The following is a 14,219-nucleotide window of genomic DNA, read 5'->3' on the forward strand; positions in this document are numbered from 1 at the left end:
ATTAGCTATGCGACGTCAATGGTATATCGGATTTGGAGTTATCCTTTTATGTCTATTTGCCCTGTTTGCCATGCTGCAGGATATTGTCTGGTTTTTTGCCTTTTTGATACCTATTGTAATCCTGTGGATTTATGATGTATTGCAAACAAAACACACCATTTTGCGCAATTTTCCAGTACTAGGTCACGTTAGATATTTTTTGGAATTTCTTCGCCCTGAGATTCAACAATATTTCATCGCTACGGATGAAAGCGAGCTTCCTTTTAACAGAGAAACCCGCTCCATGATTTATCAACGCGCAAAAAATGTCAGAGACACCATTCCTTTTGGAACGGAGCGAGACATTCTAAGCGTTGGTTATACTTGGGCACTCCATTCTTTATCACCGAAACACTCTAGCGAAGTGGAACCAAGAATTGATGTGGGTGGGCCTGATTGTAAAAAACCTTATAATGCATCCCGATTGAACGTATCGGCTATGAGCTTTGGTTCTTTATCGGCTAATGCCATAATGGCATTAAACAAAGGAGCAAAACTTGGAGGATTTTACCACAATACAGGGGAAGGAGGGTTAAGCCCATACCATTTGCAAGGTGGTGACATTGTTTTTCAAATTGGCACAGCTTATTTTGGATGCCGTGATGACAAAGGAGACTTTGACGAAAATGAATTTATCAAAGAAGCATCCCGTGATGAAGTAAAAATGATAGAAATTAAATTATCACAAGGCGCGAAGCCATCTCATGGTGGAATTTTGCCTGCTGCCAAATTAACTGAAGAAATCGCAAAAGTAAGAAAAGTACCCATGGGCAAAGATGTTTTATCGCCAATTGCCCATAGCGCTTTTGATAATCCTGTTGGCTTACTTCATTTTGTAAAACGATTACGCGATCTTTCCGGTGGAAAACCCATAGGATTTAAACTCTGCCTTGGGCGCCGACATGAATTTATGGCTATTTGCAAAGCCATGCTGAAAACAAATATTTTACCTGATTTTATTACAATAGATGGTGCCGAAGGAGGGACAGGAGCAGCACCGGTTGAATACACCAACTTTATAGGAACTCCCTTGGAAGCCGGTTTGGTCTTTGTTCATAATGCCCTTGTTGGCACTGGTGTTCGCGATAAAATTCGGGTGATTTGTAGTGGAAAAGTAACCAACGGGTTTGATTTGCTCACTAATATTGCCCTTGGGGCTGATATCTGTAATTCAGCAAGAGCCATGATGATGTCAATAGGATGTATACAATCGAAACAATGCAATGCCAATACCTGCCCGACAGGAGTTGCCACTCAAAAGAAACGTCTTCAGTATGGTCTTGTTGTTGATGAAAAAAAATTTCTTGTTGCTAATTTCCATAATAATACGATAAAAAGCTTTTTGGAAATGGTTGGCGCATTGGGATTAAACAATCCCAGTGATTTAAAACCATCCCATATTATGAGACGAATCGGGGTGGATGAAGTCAAATCGTTTGATCAAATCTATACTTACGTTAAGCCAGGCCAATTTTTACAAGGCGATATTCCTGATGATTATAGAATCCACTGGGAGCATGCCGATCCAGACAAGTTTTAATATCAGTGTGGCCATAGCGTGTCAGCGTTGTGATTCGTATTCCATGTGAATCAAAGCGGGAAAATGAATGGTAAGTGATTTAAAGCCAGATTCATTTCTTTAGCAATGATGTAAATTCAGCGACATTGACCGCTCGAGAAAAATATAATCCCTGACCATACAAGCAGCCTAAGTCTCTTAATTTTTCCAATGCATTTTGATCAGCGATGCCATCTGCCAGGGGTTCCCACCCTAATGTTTGGGCTAGTTTTACTATAGCCTCTACAATTTTGGCCTTCTTTGCGTCTTTTGCAATTTTTAGTACGAATGATTTCTCAATTTTAATGTTTTCGATAGGGAAATTAGTCAAATGAATGAAGGAAGAGCTCTCACTGCAAAAATCATCAATGCATAATTTGATGCCCATGGTTGATAATCGGTCAAACACTTCCTTGGTAACCATCTGCTCAGTTAAACAAGCCCTTTCGGTAAATTCAAGTTTCAAGAATTGCGGGGCAATCTCATAATCATTTAATAATTTCTCTATTAATTCAGGCAACTCATGGTGCACTGACAGATTTACAGAAACAAAAATTTTATGTCCAGCATCATGCCAAGCAGCTAATTGCTTTATGACTTCCTTAAGCATAAGAATTGTCAAATTATGAATTAAATTGGTTCCCTCGATTAAAGGCATGAATTTTTCTGCACTTAATAAACCCAATTCAGGATGTTCAAAACGAGCTGATGACTCGGCACCTACAATTTGACCATTAGCCAGCTCAACTATTGGCTGGTAATGAATTTTCAAATCTTTGTTCTCAATGGAGCGTTGCAGTTCACTCATCACCATCCGATTCTGTATAAGGTCCTCTTCCATTTCAGGGGTGTAAATTGCATAGGATTTGTTTTCCTTTCGTGCCTGGTAAACTGCAATAATGGCATGATTTACTAAAACATCGTCTTCCTCTCCATGTACAGGATAGATAGCAGCACCAACTGTAGATGTCACATTGATACTAATTCCATCCACCATCAGGTTATTATTCAGCAAGCTAAGAAGATGAATTAATAGCTCATTAATATCCAAATCTTTTTTAAGTCTCGGCATCAATATGGCAAATTCATCACTTTGCAATCTTGCAACCATATTAATTCCAAGAGAAGCTTTTAGCATGTAGGGATCAATCAAAATCGATTTTAATTTTTCAGCAAATTGCTTTACGATATTATTGGCATTAAATGAACTGAAATTATAATTAAGATCATTAATTTTTATCACAATAACAGCTAATTCACCCTGTGAACCCAATTGTTCGATGGCGAGCCGTATTTTTTCATTTAACAAGCGGTTGTTAGGCAAATTGGTCAAGCTATCGTGATTACTTTCATATTTAAGCTTTAATTCCAGATTTCCACTGATATTTAAAAGCTCTTTGGTTTTATCAACCAGTAAACTCTCTGCTTTGTTTACCAATCCATAACAAAACGCTTGCCCCCAATACACAAACATAAAAGGTGTTAAATCGAGGATCCAAATTGCCGGGTTAGATCTTTGAGCCTGAATAAACCCACCTAAACTCACAGATCCAGTCAATTGATAGGAAACTATACAACTTGCAATCAAGATACTGCCAACAGAGATCAGCAATCCTAAAAAAGCATATCGATTAACATGACCTTTCAGGATAAAAGAGCTATGTGCCAAATTAGATTTAATATTCATGGATTAACAGTAATTCCCTTATGCCTGTCAACAGGCTAATTTTTAATTCCCCATCCCTTCTACAGCGACTTCAATGCTCTACAAAAAATTGAATAAATGGACTACTTAATGATTAGTATAGCCTAAAGAAAAAACAACAAATGCTCTATCGTATGGAGTTTTTCTGGATGTAAAAACCTGGTTAATGTTATAATCTAATTAACCCGATGGCGAGTGATTTTAGAACCAACACTCACAGCCAGGGAAGCATCCTGTTATCGGCGTTGAGCAAGCCCACCAATAGAGTGGGAAGCCTGAACCGATGCATTCGCTGCCCACTTGAACCTAAGGGTTCAAAATCCGGTACCCATCGGGTTATATCTTCATGAGCTGCTCTTTTAATAGCAGGTATTCATCCCGAATTTTAGCTGCCAATTCAAATTCCATATTTTGAGCATGAGCATACATTTGTTTTTCCAGTGCATTAATCTGTTTTGCCAATTCCTGAGGAGACCAATGGGTATATCGGGGAGCTTGTTCAGCAACCATTGTCTTTCGTTTACCGATATAGGCACCCTCCAAAATATCCTCAACTGATTTATTAATACCCTTGGGAGTAATGCCATGTTTCAAATTGAATGCCTTTTGTTTTTCACGTCGTCTCTCTGTTTCCGTCAATGCTCTTTGCATCGAACCGGTCATGGTATCGGCATACAAAATAGCTCGCCCCTTCACATTACGCGCTGCACGGCCAATCGTTTGAATTAAAGAACGCTCCGATCGTAAAAAACCCTCCTTGTCAGCGTCCAAAATCGCAACAAGAGCAACCTCGGGCATATCAAGACCTTCACGCAATAAATTAATTCCTACCAGAACATCAAACTCACCCAAACGCAAATCCCGAATAATTTCCATGCGCTCAACCGTATCAACGTCGGAATGCAAATAGCGCACCTTGATCCCGTGCTCACTCAGATACTCTGTCAAATCCTCTGCCATGCGTTTGGTTAATGTCGTGACAAGAATACGGCTGCCCTGAGCGATCACCTGTCTGATTTCAGACATAAGATCATCCACCTGAGTTTTCACCGGTCTGATTTCCACCTCAGGATCAATCAATCCGGTCGGTCTTACCACTTGTTCGGCCACATTATCCGAATGTTCCTGTTCATAAGGCCCTGGAGTTGCTGAAATATAAATAGTCTGCGGCGAACGCTCTTCAAATTCTTCAAAACGCAAAGGCCTATTATCCAAGGCAGAAGGCAGGCGAAATCCATAATTAACCAAGGTTTCCTTGCGCGCCCTGTCTCCGCGATACATTCCACCTATTTGAGGAACAGTAACATGCGATTCGTCGATAATTAGCAAGGCATCCGTCGGGAGATAATCAAAAAGAGTGGGCGGTACTTCCCCAGCTTCGCGGTTGGATAAATAACGCGAGTAATTTTCAATACCAGAGCAATAACCCAACTCCAACATCATTTCAATATCAAAACAAGTCCTTTGTTCCAAACGTTGAGCTTCTACTAACTTATTTTGAGCATTCAACTCAGCCAGTCTTTCTTGTAGTTCTACTTTTACTTTTTCTACTGTTTCTAAAATACGCTCTCTGGGAGTGACATAATGAGTTTTAGGAAAAATAGTGACACGGGGCAACCGCTGTAAAATTTCCCCTGTTAAAGGATCAAAGCGGGCAATATTATCAACCTCATCGTCAAAAAGCTCAATTCTTATTGCTTCTTTCTCCGAATCAGCCGGGAAAATATCAATGACATCACCATGTACTCGGAATTGACCGCGCTCAAGGCTGAGATTGGTTCGTGTGTACTGCATTTCTGCAAGACGCTTTAAAATTTTACGCTGATCGGATTGTTCTCCACGGGAGAGATGTAATAACATACGCAGATAGGAATCCGGGTCGCCCAATCCATAAATGGCAGAAACCGTCGCTACAATGATGGCGTCTTTGCGTTCAATCAACGCTTTGGTTGCCGACAAGCGCATCTGCTCTATATGTTCATTAATGGAGGCATCCTTTTCTATAAAAGTATCTGAAGCAGGCACATACGCTTCGGGCTGATAGTAATCGTAGTAGGAAACGAAATATTCTACGGCATTATCAGGAAAGAAGGCTTTAAACTCTCCATAAAGTTGAGCCGCAAGCGTTTTGTTCGGCGCCATGATCAAAGCGGGTCTTTTCATGGCTTGAATAACATGAGCTATAGTAAATGTTTTACCAGAACCAGTAACGCCTAATAATGTTTGTTTGGCTAAACCTGATTCAAGACCATCAATCAAAGAGGCTATGGCTGTAGGTTGATCGCCGGCAGGTTGGTAATTTGAGTAAATTTTAAATAAGTCTTTCATATTTTATATTATATGCTAGTACCCCTATAATTCACAGGAGCAACAGATGGATATTGCATTGGCAAAGCGTGTACAAAAAGTAAAACCTTCACCTACCCTTGCCGTAGCTGCAAAAGCAGCGCAGATGAAAGCCCAGGGGCTTGATATCATTGGCCTTGGAACTGGTGAACCTGATTTTGACACGCCGCAGCATATAAAGCTAGCCGCCATCTCTGCTATTGAAGCAGGTGATACCAAATACACCGCCGTTGATGGGATAGTCGAACTAAAGGAAGCGGTTAAAAACAAATTCAAAAGAGACAATGAACTGGATTATCAACTCAATCAGATATTGGTCTCCGTAGGGGGTAAACAAAGCTGCTATAACCTCTGCCAAGCTTACCTTAACCCTGGCGATGAAGTCATCATCCCAGCTCCTTATTGGGTATCCTATCCTGACATGGTTTTGCTGGCTGATGGCGTTCCTGTCATCATTGAAACTACTCCCGCGCAGCGTTATAAAATCAATGCACAACAACTGGAGCAAGCCATCACTCCAAAAACGCGAATGATTTTCCTAAACAGCCCGTCCAACCCCTCTGGAATAGCCTACACCCAGAACGAGTTAAAGGAATTAGGTGACGTTTTGAAAAAATACCCACAGATACTTATTGCTACTGATGACATGTATGAACATATTATCTGGAGCCAACCCTTCACGAACATCCTCAATGCCTGCCCTGAATTATATGACAGAACCATCGTATTAAATGGCGTGTCCAAAGCTTATGCCATGACAGGCTGGCGGATAGGCTATGCGGCAGGCCCTGCGCCATTAATCAATGCGATGAAAACCATTCAATCCCAATCCACATCCAATCCATGCTCTATAGCACAAAGAGCTGCCGTAGCGGCTTTGAATGGCAGTAATGAAAGCATTGAAGAAATGGTCAACGCCTTCCATCAAAGGCACGACTACGTGGCCGATAGACTGCAAAGCATCGATGGCATAGAAGTCATCCCCGCCGACGGAACTTTCTACATTTTTCCCAGTGTGCAGGCCATTATCGAAAAACGAGGTTACGCCAATGACATCGAATTTTCCGAAAAATTGCTGAATGAAGTAGGTGTGGCACTGGTTCCAGGCTCCGCTTTCGGCACAGAAGGCTGCATCAGAATATCCTTCGCCACCGGTATTGACACCCTCAAAGATGCTTTGAACAGATTACAACGTTTCTGCAGTTAAAAAATATATTAAAAACCTCTTGATTCTCTCGCGGAATCGTTTTAAGATTCCGCCTCAATTCCCCGGTAGCTCAGTCGGTAGAGCGGATGACTGTTAATCATTAGGTCACAAGTTCGAGTCTTGTCCGGGGAGCCAACTCCAGTCTAGGTTTTGGCGAATTCCAAGTTTTCCCTTCCTAAAGCTTGGTACCAGTTTTGGTACCGATTTAAAATTTAGATTACCACATTCTATAATGTATAATGAAGGACTGATAGATAAAGCCGGAAAGCTAATTAAAGCAGGAGTTGATTCCTTCGTTCCAGGAGGAGCTATAGCCACAGAGTTACTTTTCAGTTTAATCAAAATGCCATGCCAAAAACGCTCTGAAGCATGGCAGCAAGAAATAACTGATGCTATTAATAAAATTCAAGATAAGGGAGTTAATATTGAACAATTACAAAATAATGAAGAATTTATTGATATCTTACTTCAATCTATCCCTATCGGGCTCAAACATCATCAAGAAGAGAAAAAACGAGCACTTAAAAATGCAATCATTCATTCTGCTCAAAAAAATGCCCCTGATTTCTCATTACAACAAATTTTTCTCAATTGCATAGATACTTTTACTATTTGGCATATAAAAATCCTGACTTTATTCAATAACCCACAAAAATGGTTTGAAAATAATGAAAATAGCCTTCCAGGCATCGGGGGAATTGGAAGTGTTCGAGGAACATTGGAAAAGGCGTTTCCTGAATTAAGGGATTCAAAGGACTTAGTAGATAATATTTGGACTGATTTATATAATAGAGGATTTGTGAGTGGTGATAAAAATTTATTGCAAACCACCATGACTAGTCAGGGAAGTTTAGAGAAGAGAACGACTAAGCTTGGTGATCAGTTTATTGCATATATTGAAGATGAATAGACATTATAATTTCATTTAACCTTGTTCTTTATTTGATCGATTCGGTTTATCAACGCGTTTAATTTCATCTGTAATAGTTCTAAATTTTTCATGTACTCTTCCAGAGATTTAGGATTTGATAACTTATCTCTTATTGAGTTTTCGCGCTCAATTTCCTCTTCTGTTCGGATAGCCTCTTTGATATCTTCCATAATTTCTTTTAAAAGCAACAGTAAATGATTGTTTCTCATGACTCTTCCTTGGCTGTGCCTTTTACTAATTGTAGACCAATGAATATCCTTAATCTAGAAATGAAATATTAGTAGAAAAACATTGAAGCAGTATAGATAAATATAAATGTCCTAACTGGAATTTTGTTACAAAGTATTTGCCCTGTTCTGAGTTTAGTGTTGGTCGAGCGGCTCACTCAAAGTTGAAACCCAGCAATGCTGCATAGCTCGAAGTTGGGAGCAAATCAACCGTTATATGGCAAACGGTTTCGCCTACAGCTATTTTTTAATTAGTTACCTCCTATATTTTTAAATTGAGCAAACAATTATTAAAAATTGTTACCTTTACTTACCCTACTAAACGTCCAGCCACAAGTTAAGGGTTAAGTGGCTTTGCATAAGACGTCAATGACGTTTCGCCTGTGCGGCTCATCAGTTATGCTTCATTTCAAAATAGCAAATAGATAAGTGCTAAACAATCATTTTGAGATAAGAATTTTGTCCTGACGCCAGACGGGCGCCAGGACAAATTCGCTGGATGCCTTGATTTTACTGAGCAAAAGGTAGGGTATTTTCCTGCGTCACTGCACAGAATTTGCAGTGACGCATATGATTAACAATCTATACTTAAAACAATGAATAAACAATTTCATGGAAGATTTATTAATATGAGAAAATATTTACTGGATAACATTTATCTACATTCTGATTCGAGAGATCCTCTCACGATAAATATAAACAAATATTACATTCATACTCATCCTGTAGTTTCTATGAATAGAAGCAATTATAAAAGGCATAATAAAACAGCATCTATTGAATTTGAAGGATCACAGGAAGACTCAATACTTTATTCTGGGGGACGTTATGGCACTAAATATAAAACAAGAAAAACAAAGTTAATAGAGGATATTCTCATAATTGGATCTATTTTTACAGGCTGGAATTGGGGACTAACTTCAAGAAGAAAATATAATTATTATCCATTGCAACCGATCTCAAATTTATCCCAGCTTCATATTTCTGAAACATGTGAAGTAGAATCTCATTTTAAAAGCGCACTCAATAGGCTTCTCGATAAAAATTGGCAAATTCAATATGAAAATGGCTTTCATCTTCGAATGTTATTTAACCAAGCAAATATAAACCATATGGAATCAAGATTTCTTTCTAATATGATTATTTGGGAATGGTTATATCCACATGAAAAAAATCCTAATGGGGCGACTCCCAAGGATGAATCTCTGGATTTAAAAAAAATAATTAGTTATATTTTAACAAAACATTGGCCTGCACAATATAAAAGGCAAGATAAGAATAACATTTTCCATGCATTACGTAACCAGTTAGCCCACTCAGGTACACTACCAATAAATCGGCCGCATAAATACGTTGATAACTGGATGAAACAAATACCATGGGATGATCCCAATGGAACAGATTTACAAAGCTACTTAAAATTTTTCAATATACTCACTCAAGTGGTTGTGCTTAAAACTATCGATATTAATGCTGATTATTTAATTCAGTCTCAACTCAATAACTACTTATCAAAAGGCTCTATTGATTAAAATGAAAATCCTCTAAGCCAAAAATCACCTACACAATCATCAGACTATTCTTTAAAAATACTGATCCTGGTCGATAGCATTTTCAAACCCGAGAATATCTTCCCAATACTCACCAGCCAACCAATTAGCAGGAAATATACAGCTTGGCTATCATTCTTATCAATTATATCAACAACGAGAACATCCTTGATATAACATAATGGGAAACGATTACCTAACTAAAGCGTTAATTAAAAAATCATTTACCCTGTTTTGATTTTAAGGTTGGGTTCATAGGGATTTATCATGTAAATGATGTCCAATCCCGAGCAGCGTGATCGGACAAAAGGGCTACTGGTCTTGATTTTACTGGCTAAGATTGAATTATTAATTCTGCGTCACTGCTGGAAAATTGCAGTGACGCAGAAAAGCATTCTAATGAATTGAGGACTTGTTGTTAAATAAATTTATGTGTTAGGTTGAGGTACGCAATGGAAAGCGAAGCAACCTATGTCCAACACTCCCCATACCCAAAATGGGCTATTGGCGCGCACCTCCATGGAATATGCACGCCATCGACCCGAGCAAACCTTACTTTATCAAGTGATTGAGGAGTATTATCCTGCATTTTTGTCCCATCTTGCTGAATTAGAAAAGTCAGTACCCCAGTATGTTCAAGATGAATTTGAGTCCTACCTGAAATGTGAGCGACTTGAGCATGGATTTTTACGTGTACAATGCGAATCTTGCCATGTTGAGCAACTGGTTGCATTTAGTTGCAAGCGCCGAGGTTTTTGTCCGAGCTGCGGGGTAAAACGGATGGTGGAGAGCGCTGCTTTGCTAGTGGATGAAGTATTACCAGAAAAGCCAATACGTCAGTGGGTATTGAGTGTGCCTTATCCTCTACGTTGGTTTTTTGCAAGCGAGCCTGAGATGATGAGTAAGGCACTATTAATGGTGACAAGAGCTATCAGTAGCTATTTGATTAAGAAAACCGGATTCACTCACAAGACAGCCAAGACAGGTGCTGTGACTTTGATTCAACGTTTTGGCAGTGCTTTGAATCTGAATATTCACTTTCACATGTTATTTCTGGATGGGGTGTATGGAGTTGATTCAGGAGGCGCCATTGGAGCGTTTCACGGGATTAAACCACCTAGCAGCAAAGAGATGAGTTTATTGCTAGGCAATATTAGTGAGCGTATAGCAAGACTAGTTGAGCAAGCAGGCTATTTAGAGAGGGATGAGGGTGATGGTCTGAAACTGGAAGGTTTTGAAGATGAAATAATGAACCACTTTCAAGGCAGTTCAATTACCTACAAAATTGCGGTGGGTTCCCAGAAAGGACGGAAGGTATTGACGATAAAGACCTTGCCATGCAAGGGTTCAAAAATGAGTTGGGCGATGCGGTTAAAGCGAGTGTTTAACATTGACATAACGGTTTGCGGGCATTGTCAGGGTAGGGTAAGAATCATTGCTTGTATTGAAGAGCAAGTGGTGATTGACCAGATTCTGGCGCATATGAATCAACAGCAACAATCGCGGATATTAGTCCAAGTTTCATCTTGTATCCGGACACCGCCAATTGAGCAGTCAAGTCAAATGACAATGAATTATTAGTGACTTTAGTCAAATCAAAAGAACATGGAATCAGCATGAGGCTTGCTGTCATCTTGGATTTACAAATGAGCATAAATCAAACATCAAAATGAGGTGTTTTCTGGATCTAGTGGGAGCTTGTTCATGAATGCAGCCTGTTTATTAATAAAAATGGGTGGTTTCTTGCTAAGAATTTAAATAGGATACTTTTGAAAAATGGGAAATAGGTGGTTTAAAATTCCTATACCCTAATGCTGCTTTGAGTTAAATGTAGGTTGGTGCTGAGCTTGCGAAGCCCAACAAGGGAGCGTAGCGACCTCCTTTACGTTGGGCTGCACTTCGTTTAGCACCAACCTATTTTTTTGATTTACCTTAGGTTAAAATTAGTCAAGTCCTCTTGAATATCGCGAACAACCGCTTGTGATTTTGTTAAGGGCAAATCATCAAATTCAGTGTCCATCAACAAATTCGCTAAACTAATAATACTGTGCAAAGTACCACCATTCCTATTTCGATTAGCCAATTGCGATCTGCTTGAAGTTTGCGACAATTCTTGGAAAAAAATGCTTACATCCTTGACAGAAGCGAAGGGTTTATTCGCCTTTGTCTTTTTCAACGTTTCATAAACAAGATCACCAAAATGATTACCCCAGTGCCCAGTAAAAAATCGCGCAAACATTGCACTGTAATTAGAATCGCAATCTGAACGGCTGTATTGAGCAAGTAAATTATAAATATAGCGATGGGGTGCAATATTTTGATTGTTAATTCTATCAAAATGTTTCAAAAGCGGAGCCATATCTGGACTTTGAATGTAGTGTTTACCAATCATCTCAGAGAATTGATGTTGCTTATTGCTAAGTAAAACATTTTCATTCGATTTAAATATCCTTTTAATCATAGTAAAATCGGACCCCTGACAAGCTAGGGCGAATAAAGACTGACCTTTGAAAAAAGGATTTTTGCAAACAACATTAAGATCCGCATTATGGTCAAGAAGAATAGATACAAGATCTTCTTTTTTATCGAAAAAAATAGAAATAATAGAAGAGTAAGCGCGCAGTAATGGAGTCTCGCCGTAACAAGACGGTTCATTAATGTTAAATCCTTTCTTGATGAGTGCTTGTAATATAGAGCCTCGGTCTTTTCTACGATCTTCGAGCTTTAAAAATACACCATTACCATTCTTGTCTTTGATATTGGGATTAGCCCCGAGTTCTAATAAAAGCTCTATTGTCTCTAAATTACTATTACTGCAGGCGTAATGTAATGGGCTTAGTCCTGTTTCTTCATGCAGCTTATTTAGGTCAGCTCCCTTATTAAATAGTGCTCTGATCAGTTTCAAATTATTATTAATAATGGCCGCTATAAGAGGACTCCTGCCATAGGAGGCCTCGTTTTCGTTTGGATTGGCTCCTTTTTGGATTAAATAGTCGATGACATTTTCATTGATGATGTAACCAGGCCAGGCCATTGAGTGAAGAATCTCTTGTGCATCTGATGGAGTAATCGGTGCTTTTTGCGAAATTATGTCTATAATTTCGATGTTGCCCCATTGAAATGCACGCCGTAACGGAATTATATGTTCATTATCTTGATTGGATAAATCTAAGTCCAAATTTAACAAAAATTTGATCATTTCGTTTGAGGCTACTCCATAGCGTGGTTTTAAAACCACATTAAGAACATGTTCCATAGATCGGTTCTTTGCATTAGGCTTTGCACCCTTTGTAATTAAAAGTTTTGCAACAGCTAGATGATCTCTTTGGCAAGCTAAAATAAAGGGGGTATTCCCCTCATTATCCTTAGCTTCAATACTTGCTCCTAGGTCTAATAAATGCCTAACTACTTCTAAATGACCATTTTTACAGGCTGCTAAAAGAGATTCATTTAAATCATCAACTTGGAAGTTCTTCAATCTATTCCTCATTTCACATAGATATCGAACCACATCCAAATGTCCACTCGTACTAGCTTCTTTGAGTGCGTTGATAGGAAATGTTATCCATTCAAATTTGTTGATGATGCTTTGGACTGCATCAAGTTGTCCATATCGACAAGCTAACCTTAGTGGTGAGATGTTATTATGGACTATCATATCATCTGATGTACTACACTCTAAAACATCGACAAGATTCAAAATGGCGGCATAATCAAATTTAGAGAAACCATGTTTATCTACTAAGGTGTCAGTAGAGTCGTTTAAACCCCTCGTTAGCAAATCAAAAATGAGTTGCCTAATAGGAAGGGGTTGGCATGCTGCCATGGCAAATAAGGAGAAGTCTAGATAGTAATTTCTATCATTTTGAGATCTTTCATTGGTGGAAAAATAATGAAATGGAATCAAGTCAAAAAGCCTGCGAATCTTTTGTTCATCACCACTTGCTATAGCTAGATGTAAATCCCAAACTAAAACCTTCTTTGTGTCAATAACGCCCAGTGTATCAATATCTTCAAAGCATTCTAATGTATCCAAATCTTGAAAGCTTTCTATAAGCTCTTTAATTAGTTGTTTAGCATCGAGTTGTTCTAAAGGAACATGGAATTTGATAGGTGTAAAATAACGATGGATCAATTTTATAAACAGTTGATTGTTAAACAGTTGATTGATGTTTTTGCTTAGCAGGCGAAGCGCAAAAAATTCATTCACCGGTAATTGTGCAAATAAGTCAACTAAGAAATCCTGGTTAAAAATTGTTGGCAATAAATCGGTATTATCAGTTTTGTTAAGCATTTTCTAATCTCAATAAGTTATTAAATCATGTCCAAAGGACACAAACGAATAATTGGGATTTTTGCTCGACAACTGTGCAAAAAGTGTTTGAATGATAGGAGTTCAAACCTTATTGATAGCTAGTTGTTTTAGAGACAAAAATTAAGAAAAGAAAAAATCTGGAATAATCTTATGACTTGGATATCGAGTAGGCTTGATTTCGCCTAGATTGAGGTTGTGGTAAATGTAATTACTCATTTTAAGTCAATTAATTATGGCAACAGAAACATTATAACAGATTTTATACAAAAGAAAATCACTGTGTTTATTATTTTTACTATTGGTGGGGGAAGGATAATCCTGGTGACGACTTTGGCTACACC

Annotated in this window: 9 protein-coding genes, 1 tRNA gene and 1 other RNA gene; 7 read left to right on the forward strand and 4 right to left on the reverse strand. The window is 38.6% G+C overall.

Annotated elements, in window-relative coordinates:
• Window positions 1–7: 7 nt before the first annotated feature.
• A complete protein-coding gene (locus OQI99_RS11505; RefSeq protein WP_061514571.1) occupies window positions 8–1,579 on the forward strand; it encodes an FMN-binding glutamate synthase family protein in 1,572 nt (523 codons plus the stop codon).
• A gap of 91 nt (window positions 1,580–1,670) precedes the next feature.
• Here OQI99_RS11505 and OQI99_RS11510 read toward each other — a convergent pair whose 3' ends face one another.
• On the reverse strand, window positions 1,671–3,284 hold the full coding sequence (locus OQI99_RS11510) for a putative bifunctional diguanylate cyclase/phosphodiesterase (protein ID WP_265732027.1): 1,614 nt from the start codon (window positions 3,282–3,284) through the stop codon (window positions 1,671–1,673).
• Between the two features lie 197 nt (window positions 3,285–3,481).
• Here OQI99_RS11510 and ssrS point away from each other — a divergent pair.
• Window positions 3,482–3,644, forward strand: a non-coding RNA gene (gene ssrS, locus OQI99_RS11515) — 6S RNA.
• Here the strand turns inward: ssrS and uvrB are convergent.
• A complete protein-coding gene (uvrB, locus tag OQI99_RS11520) occupies window positions 3,639–5,630 on the reverse strand; it encodes an excinuclease ABC subunit UvrB (RefSeq protein ID WP_265732028.1) in 1,992 nt (663 codons plus the stop codon). The two genes, ssrS and uvrB, sit on opposite strands and share 6 nt — an antisense overlap.
• 46 nt (window positions 5,631–5,676) lie before the next feature.
• Between uvrB and OQI99_RS11525 the strand changes: the two genes are divergently transcribed.
• From OQI99_RS11525 to OQI99_RS11535, 3 genes are all read left to right on the forward strand, one after another.
• A complete protein-coding gene (locus OQI99_RS11525) occupies window positions 5,677–6,855 on the forward strand; it encodes a pyridoxal phosphate-dependent aminotransferase (protein WP_061514574.1) in 1,179 nt (392 codons plus the stop codon).
• 59 nt (window positions 6,856–6,914) lie between these two features.
• A tRNA-Asn gene (locus OQI99_RS11530) sits at window positions 6,915–6,990 on the forward strand.
• A 97-nt stretch (window positions 6,991–7,087) separates the two neighbouring features.
• On the forward strand, window positions 7,088–7,765 hold the full coding sequence (locus tag OQI99_RS11535; RefSeq protein ID WP_061514575.1) for a hypothetical protein: 678 nt from the start codon (window positions 7,088–7,090) through the stop codon (window positions 7,763–7,765).
• Window positions 7,766–7,776: 11 nt separating this feature from the next.
• Here OQI99_RS11535 and OQI99_RS11540 read toward each other — a convergent pair whose 3' ends face one another.
• Window positions 7,777–7,995, reverse strand: coding sequence for a hypothetical protein (locus tag OQI99_RS11540; protein WP_061514576.1), 219 nt, complete (start codon window positions 7,993–7,995; stop codon window positions 7,777–7,779).
• Between the two features lie 614 nt (window positions 7,996–8,609).
• Between OQI99_RS11540 and OQI99_RS11545 the strand changes: the two genes are divergently transcribed.
• Both OQI99_RS11545 and OQI99_RS11550 read left to right on the forward strand, forming a co-directional pair.
• Window positions 8,610–9,545: a hypothetical protein gene (locus OQI99_RS11545; protein WP_265732029.1), complete on the forward strand. Its 936-nt coding sequence runs from the start codon at window positions 8,610–8,612 to the stop codon at window positions 9,543–9,545.
• A 489-nt stretch (window positions 9,546–10,034) separates the two neighbouring features.
• Window positions 10,035–11,144: a transposase zinc-binding domain-containing protein gene (locus tag OQI99_RS11550; RefSeq protein ID WP_416209982.1), complete on the forward strand. Its 1,110-nt coding sequence runs from the start codon at window positions 10,035–10,037 to the stop codon at window positions 11,142–11,144.
• Window positions 11,145–11,490: 346 nt separating this feature from the next.
• Here the strand turns inward: OQI99_RS11550 and OQI99_RS11555 are convergent, their stop codons facing one another.
• Window positions 11,491–13,857: an ankyrin repeat domain-containing protein gene (locus tag OQI99_RS11555; protein WP_011214181.1), complete on the reverse strand. Its 2,367-nt coding sequence runs from the start codon at window positions 13,855–13,857 to the stop codon at window positions 11,491–11,493.
• Window positions 13,858–14,219: the final 362 nt, after the last annotated feature.

Source organism: Legionella sp. PATHC039 (assembly GCF_026191275.1).
Classification (GTDB): Bacteria; Pseudomonadota; Gammaproteobacteria; order Legionellales; family Legionellaceae; genus Legionella; species Legionella pneumophila.

Excerpts from the sequence above, each read along its gene's own strand:
- OQI99_RS11540 (WP_061514576.1), bottom strand. The coding sequence starts at position 7,995 with ATGAGAAACAATCATTTACTGTTGCTTTTAAAAGAAATTATGGAAGAT.
- OQI99_RS11555 (WP_011214181.1), bottom strand. The coding sequence starts at position 13,857 with ATGCTTAACAAAACTGATAATACCGATTTATTGCCAACAATTTTTAAC.
- uvrB (WP_265732028.1), bottom strand. The coding sequence starts at position 5,630 with ATGAAAGACTTATTTAAAATTTACTCAAATTACCAACCTGCCGGCGAT.
- OQI99_RS11535 (WP_061514575.1), top strand. The coding sequence starts at position 7,088 with ATGTATAATGAAGGACTGATAGATAAAGCCGGAAAGCTAATTAAAGCA.
- OQI99_RS11550 (WP_416209982.1), top strand. The coding sequence starts at position 10,035 with ATGTCCAACACTCCCCATACCCAAAATGGGCTATTGGCGCGCACCTCC.
- OQI99_RS11525 (WP_061514574.1), top strand. The coding sequence starts at position 5,677 with ATGGATATTGCATTGGCAAAGCGTGTACAAAAAGTAAAACCTTCACCT.
- OQI99_RS11545 (WP_265732029.1), top strand. The coding sequence starts at position 8,610 with ATGAATAAACAATTTCATGGAAGATTTATTAATATGAGAAAATATTTA.
- OQI99_RS11510 (WP_265732027.1), bottom strand. The coding sequence starts at position 3,284 with ATGAATATTAAATCTAATTTGGCACATAGCTCTTTTATCCTGAAAGGT.
- OQI99_RS11505 (WP_061514571.1), top strand. The coding sequence starts at position 8 with ATGCGACGTCAATGGTATATCGGATTTGGAGTTATCCTTTTATGTCTA.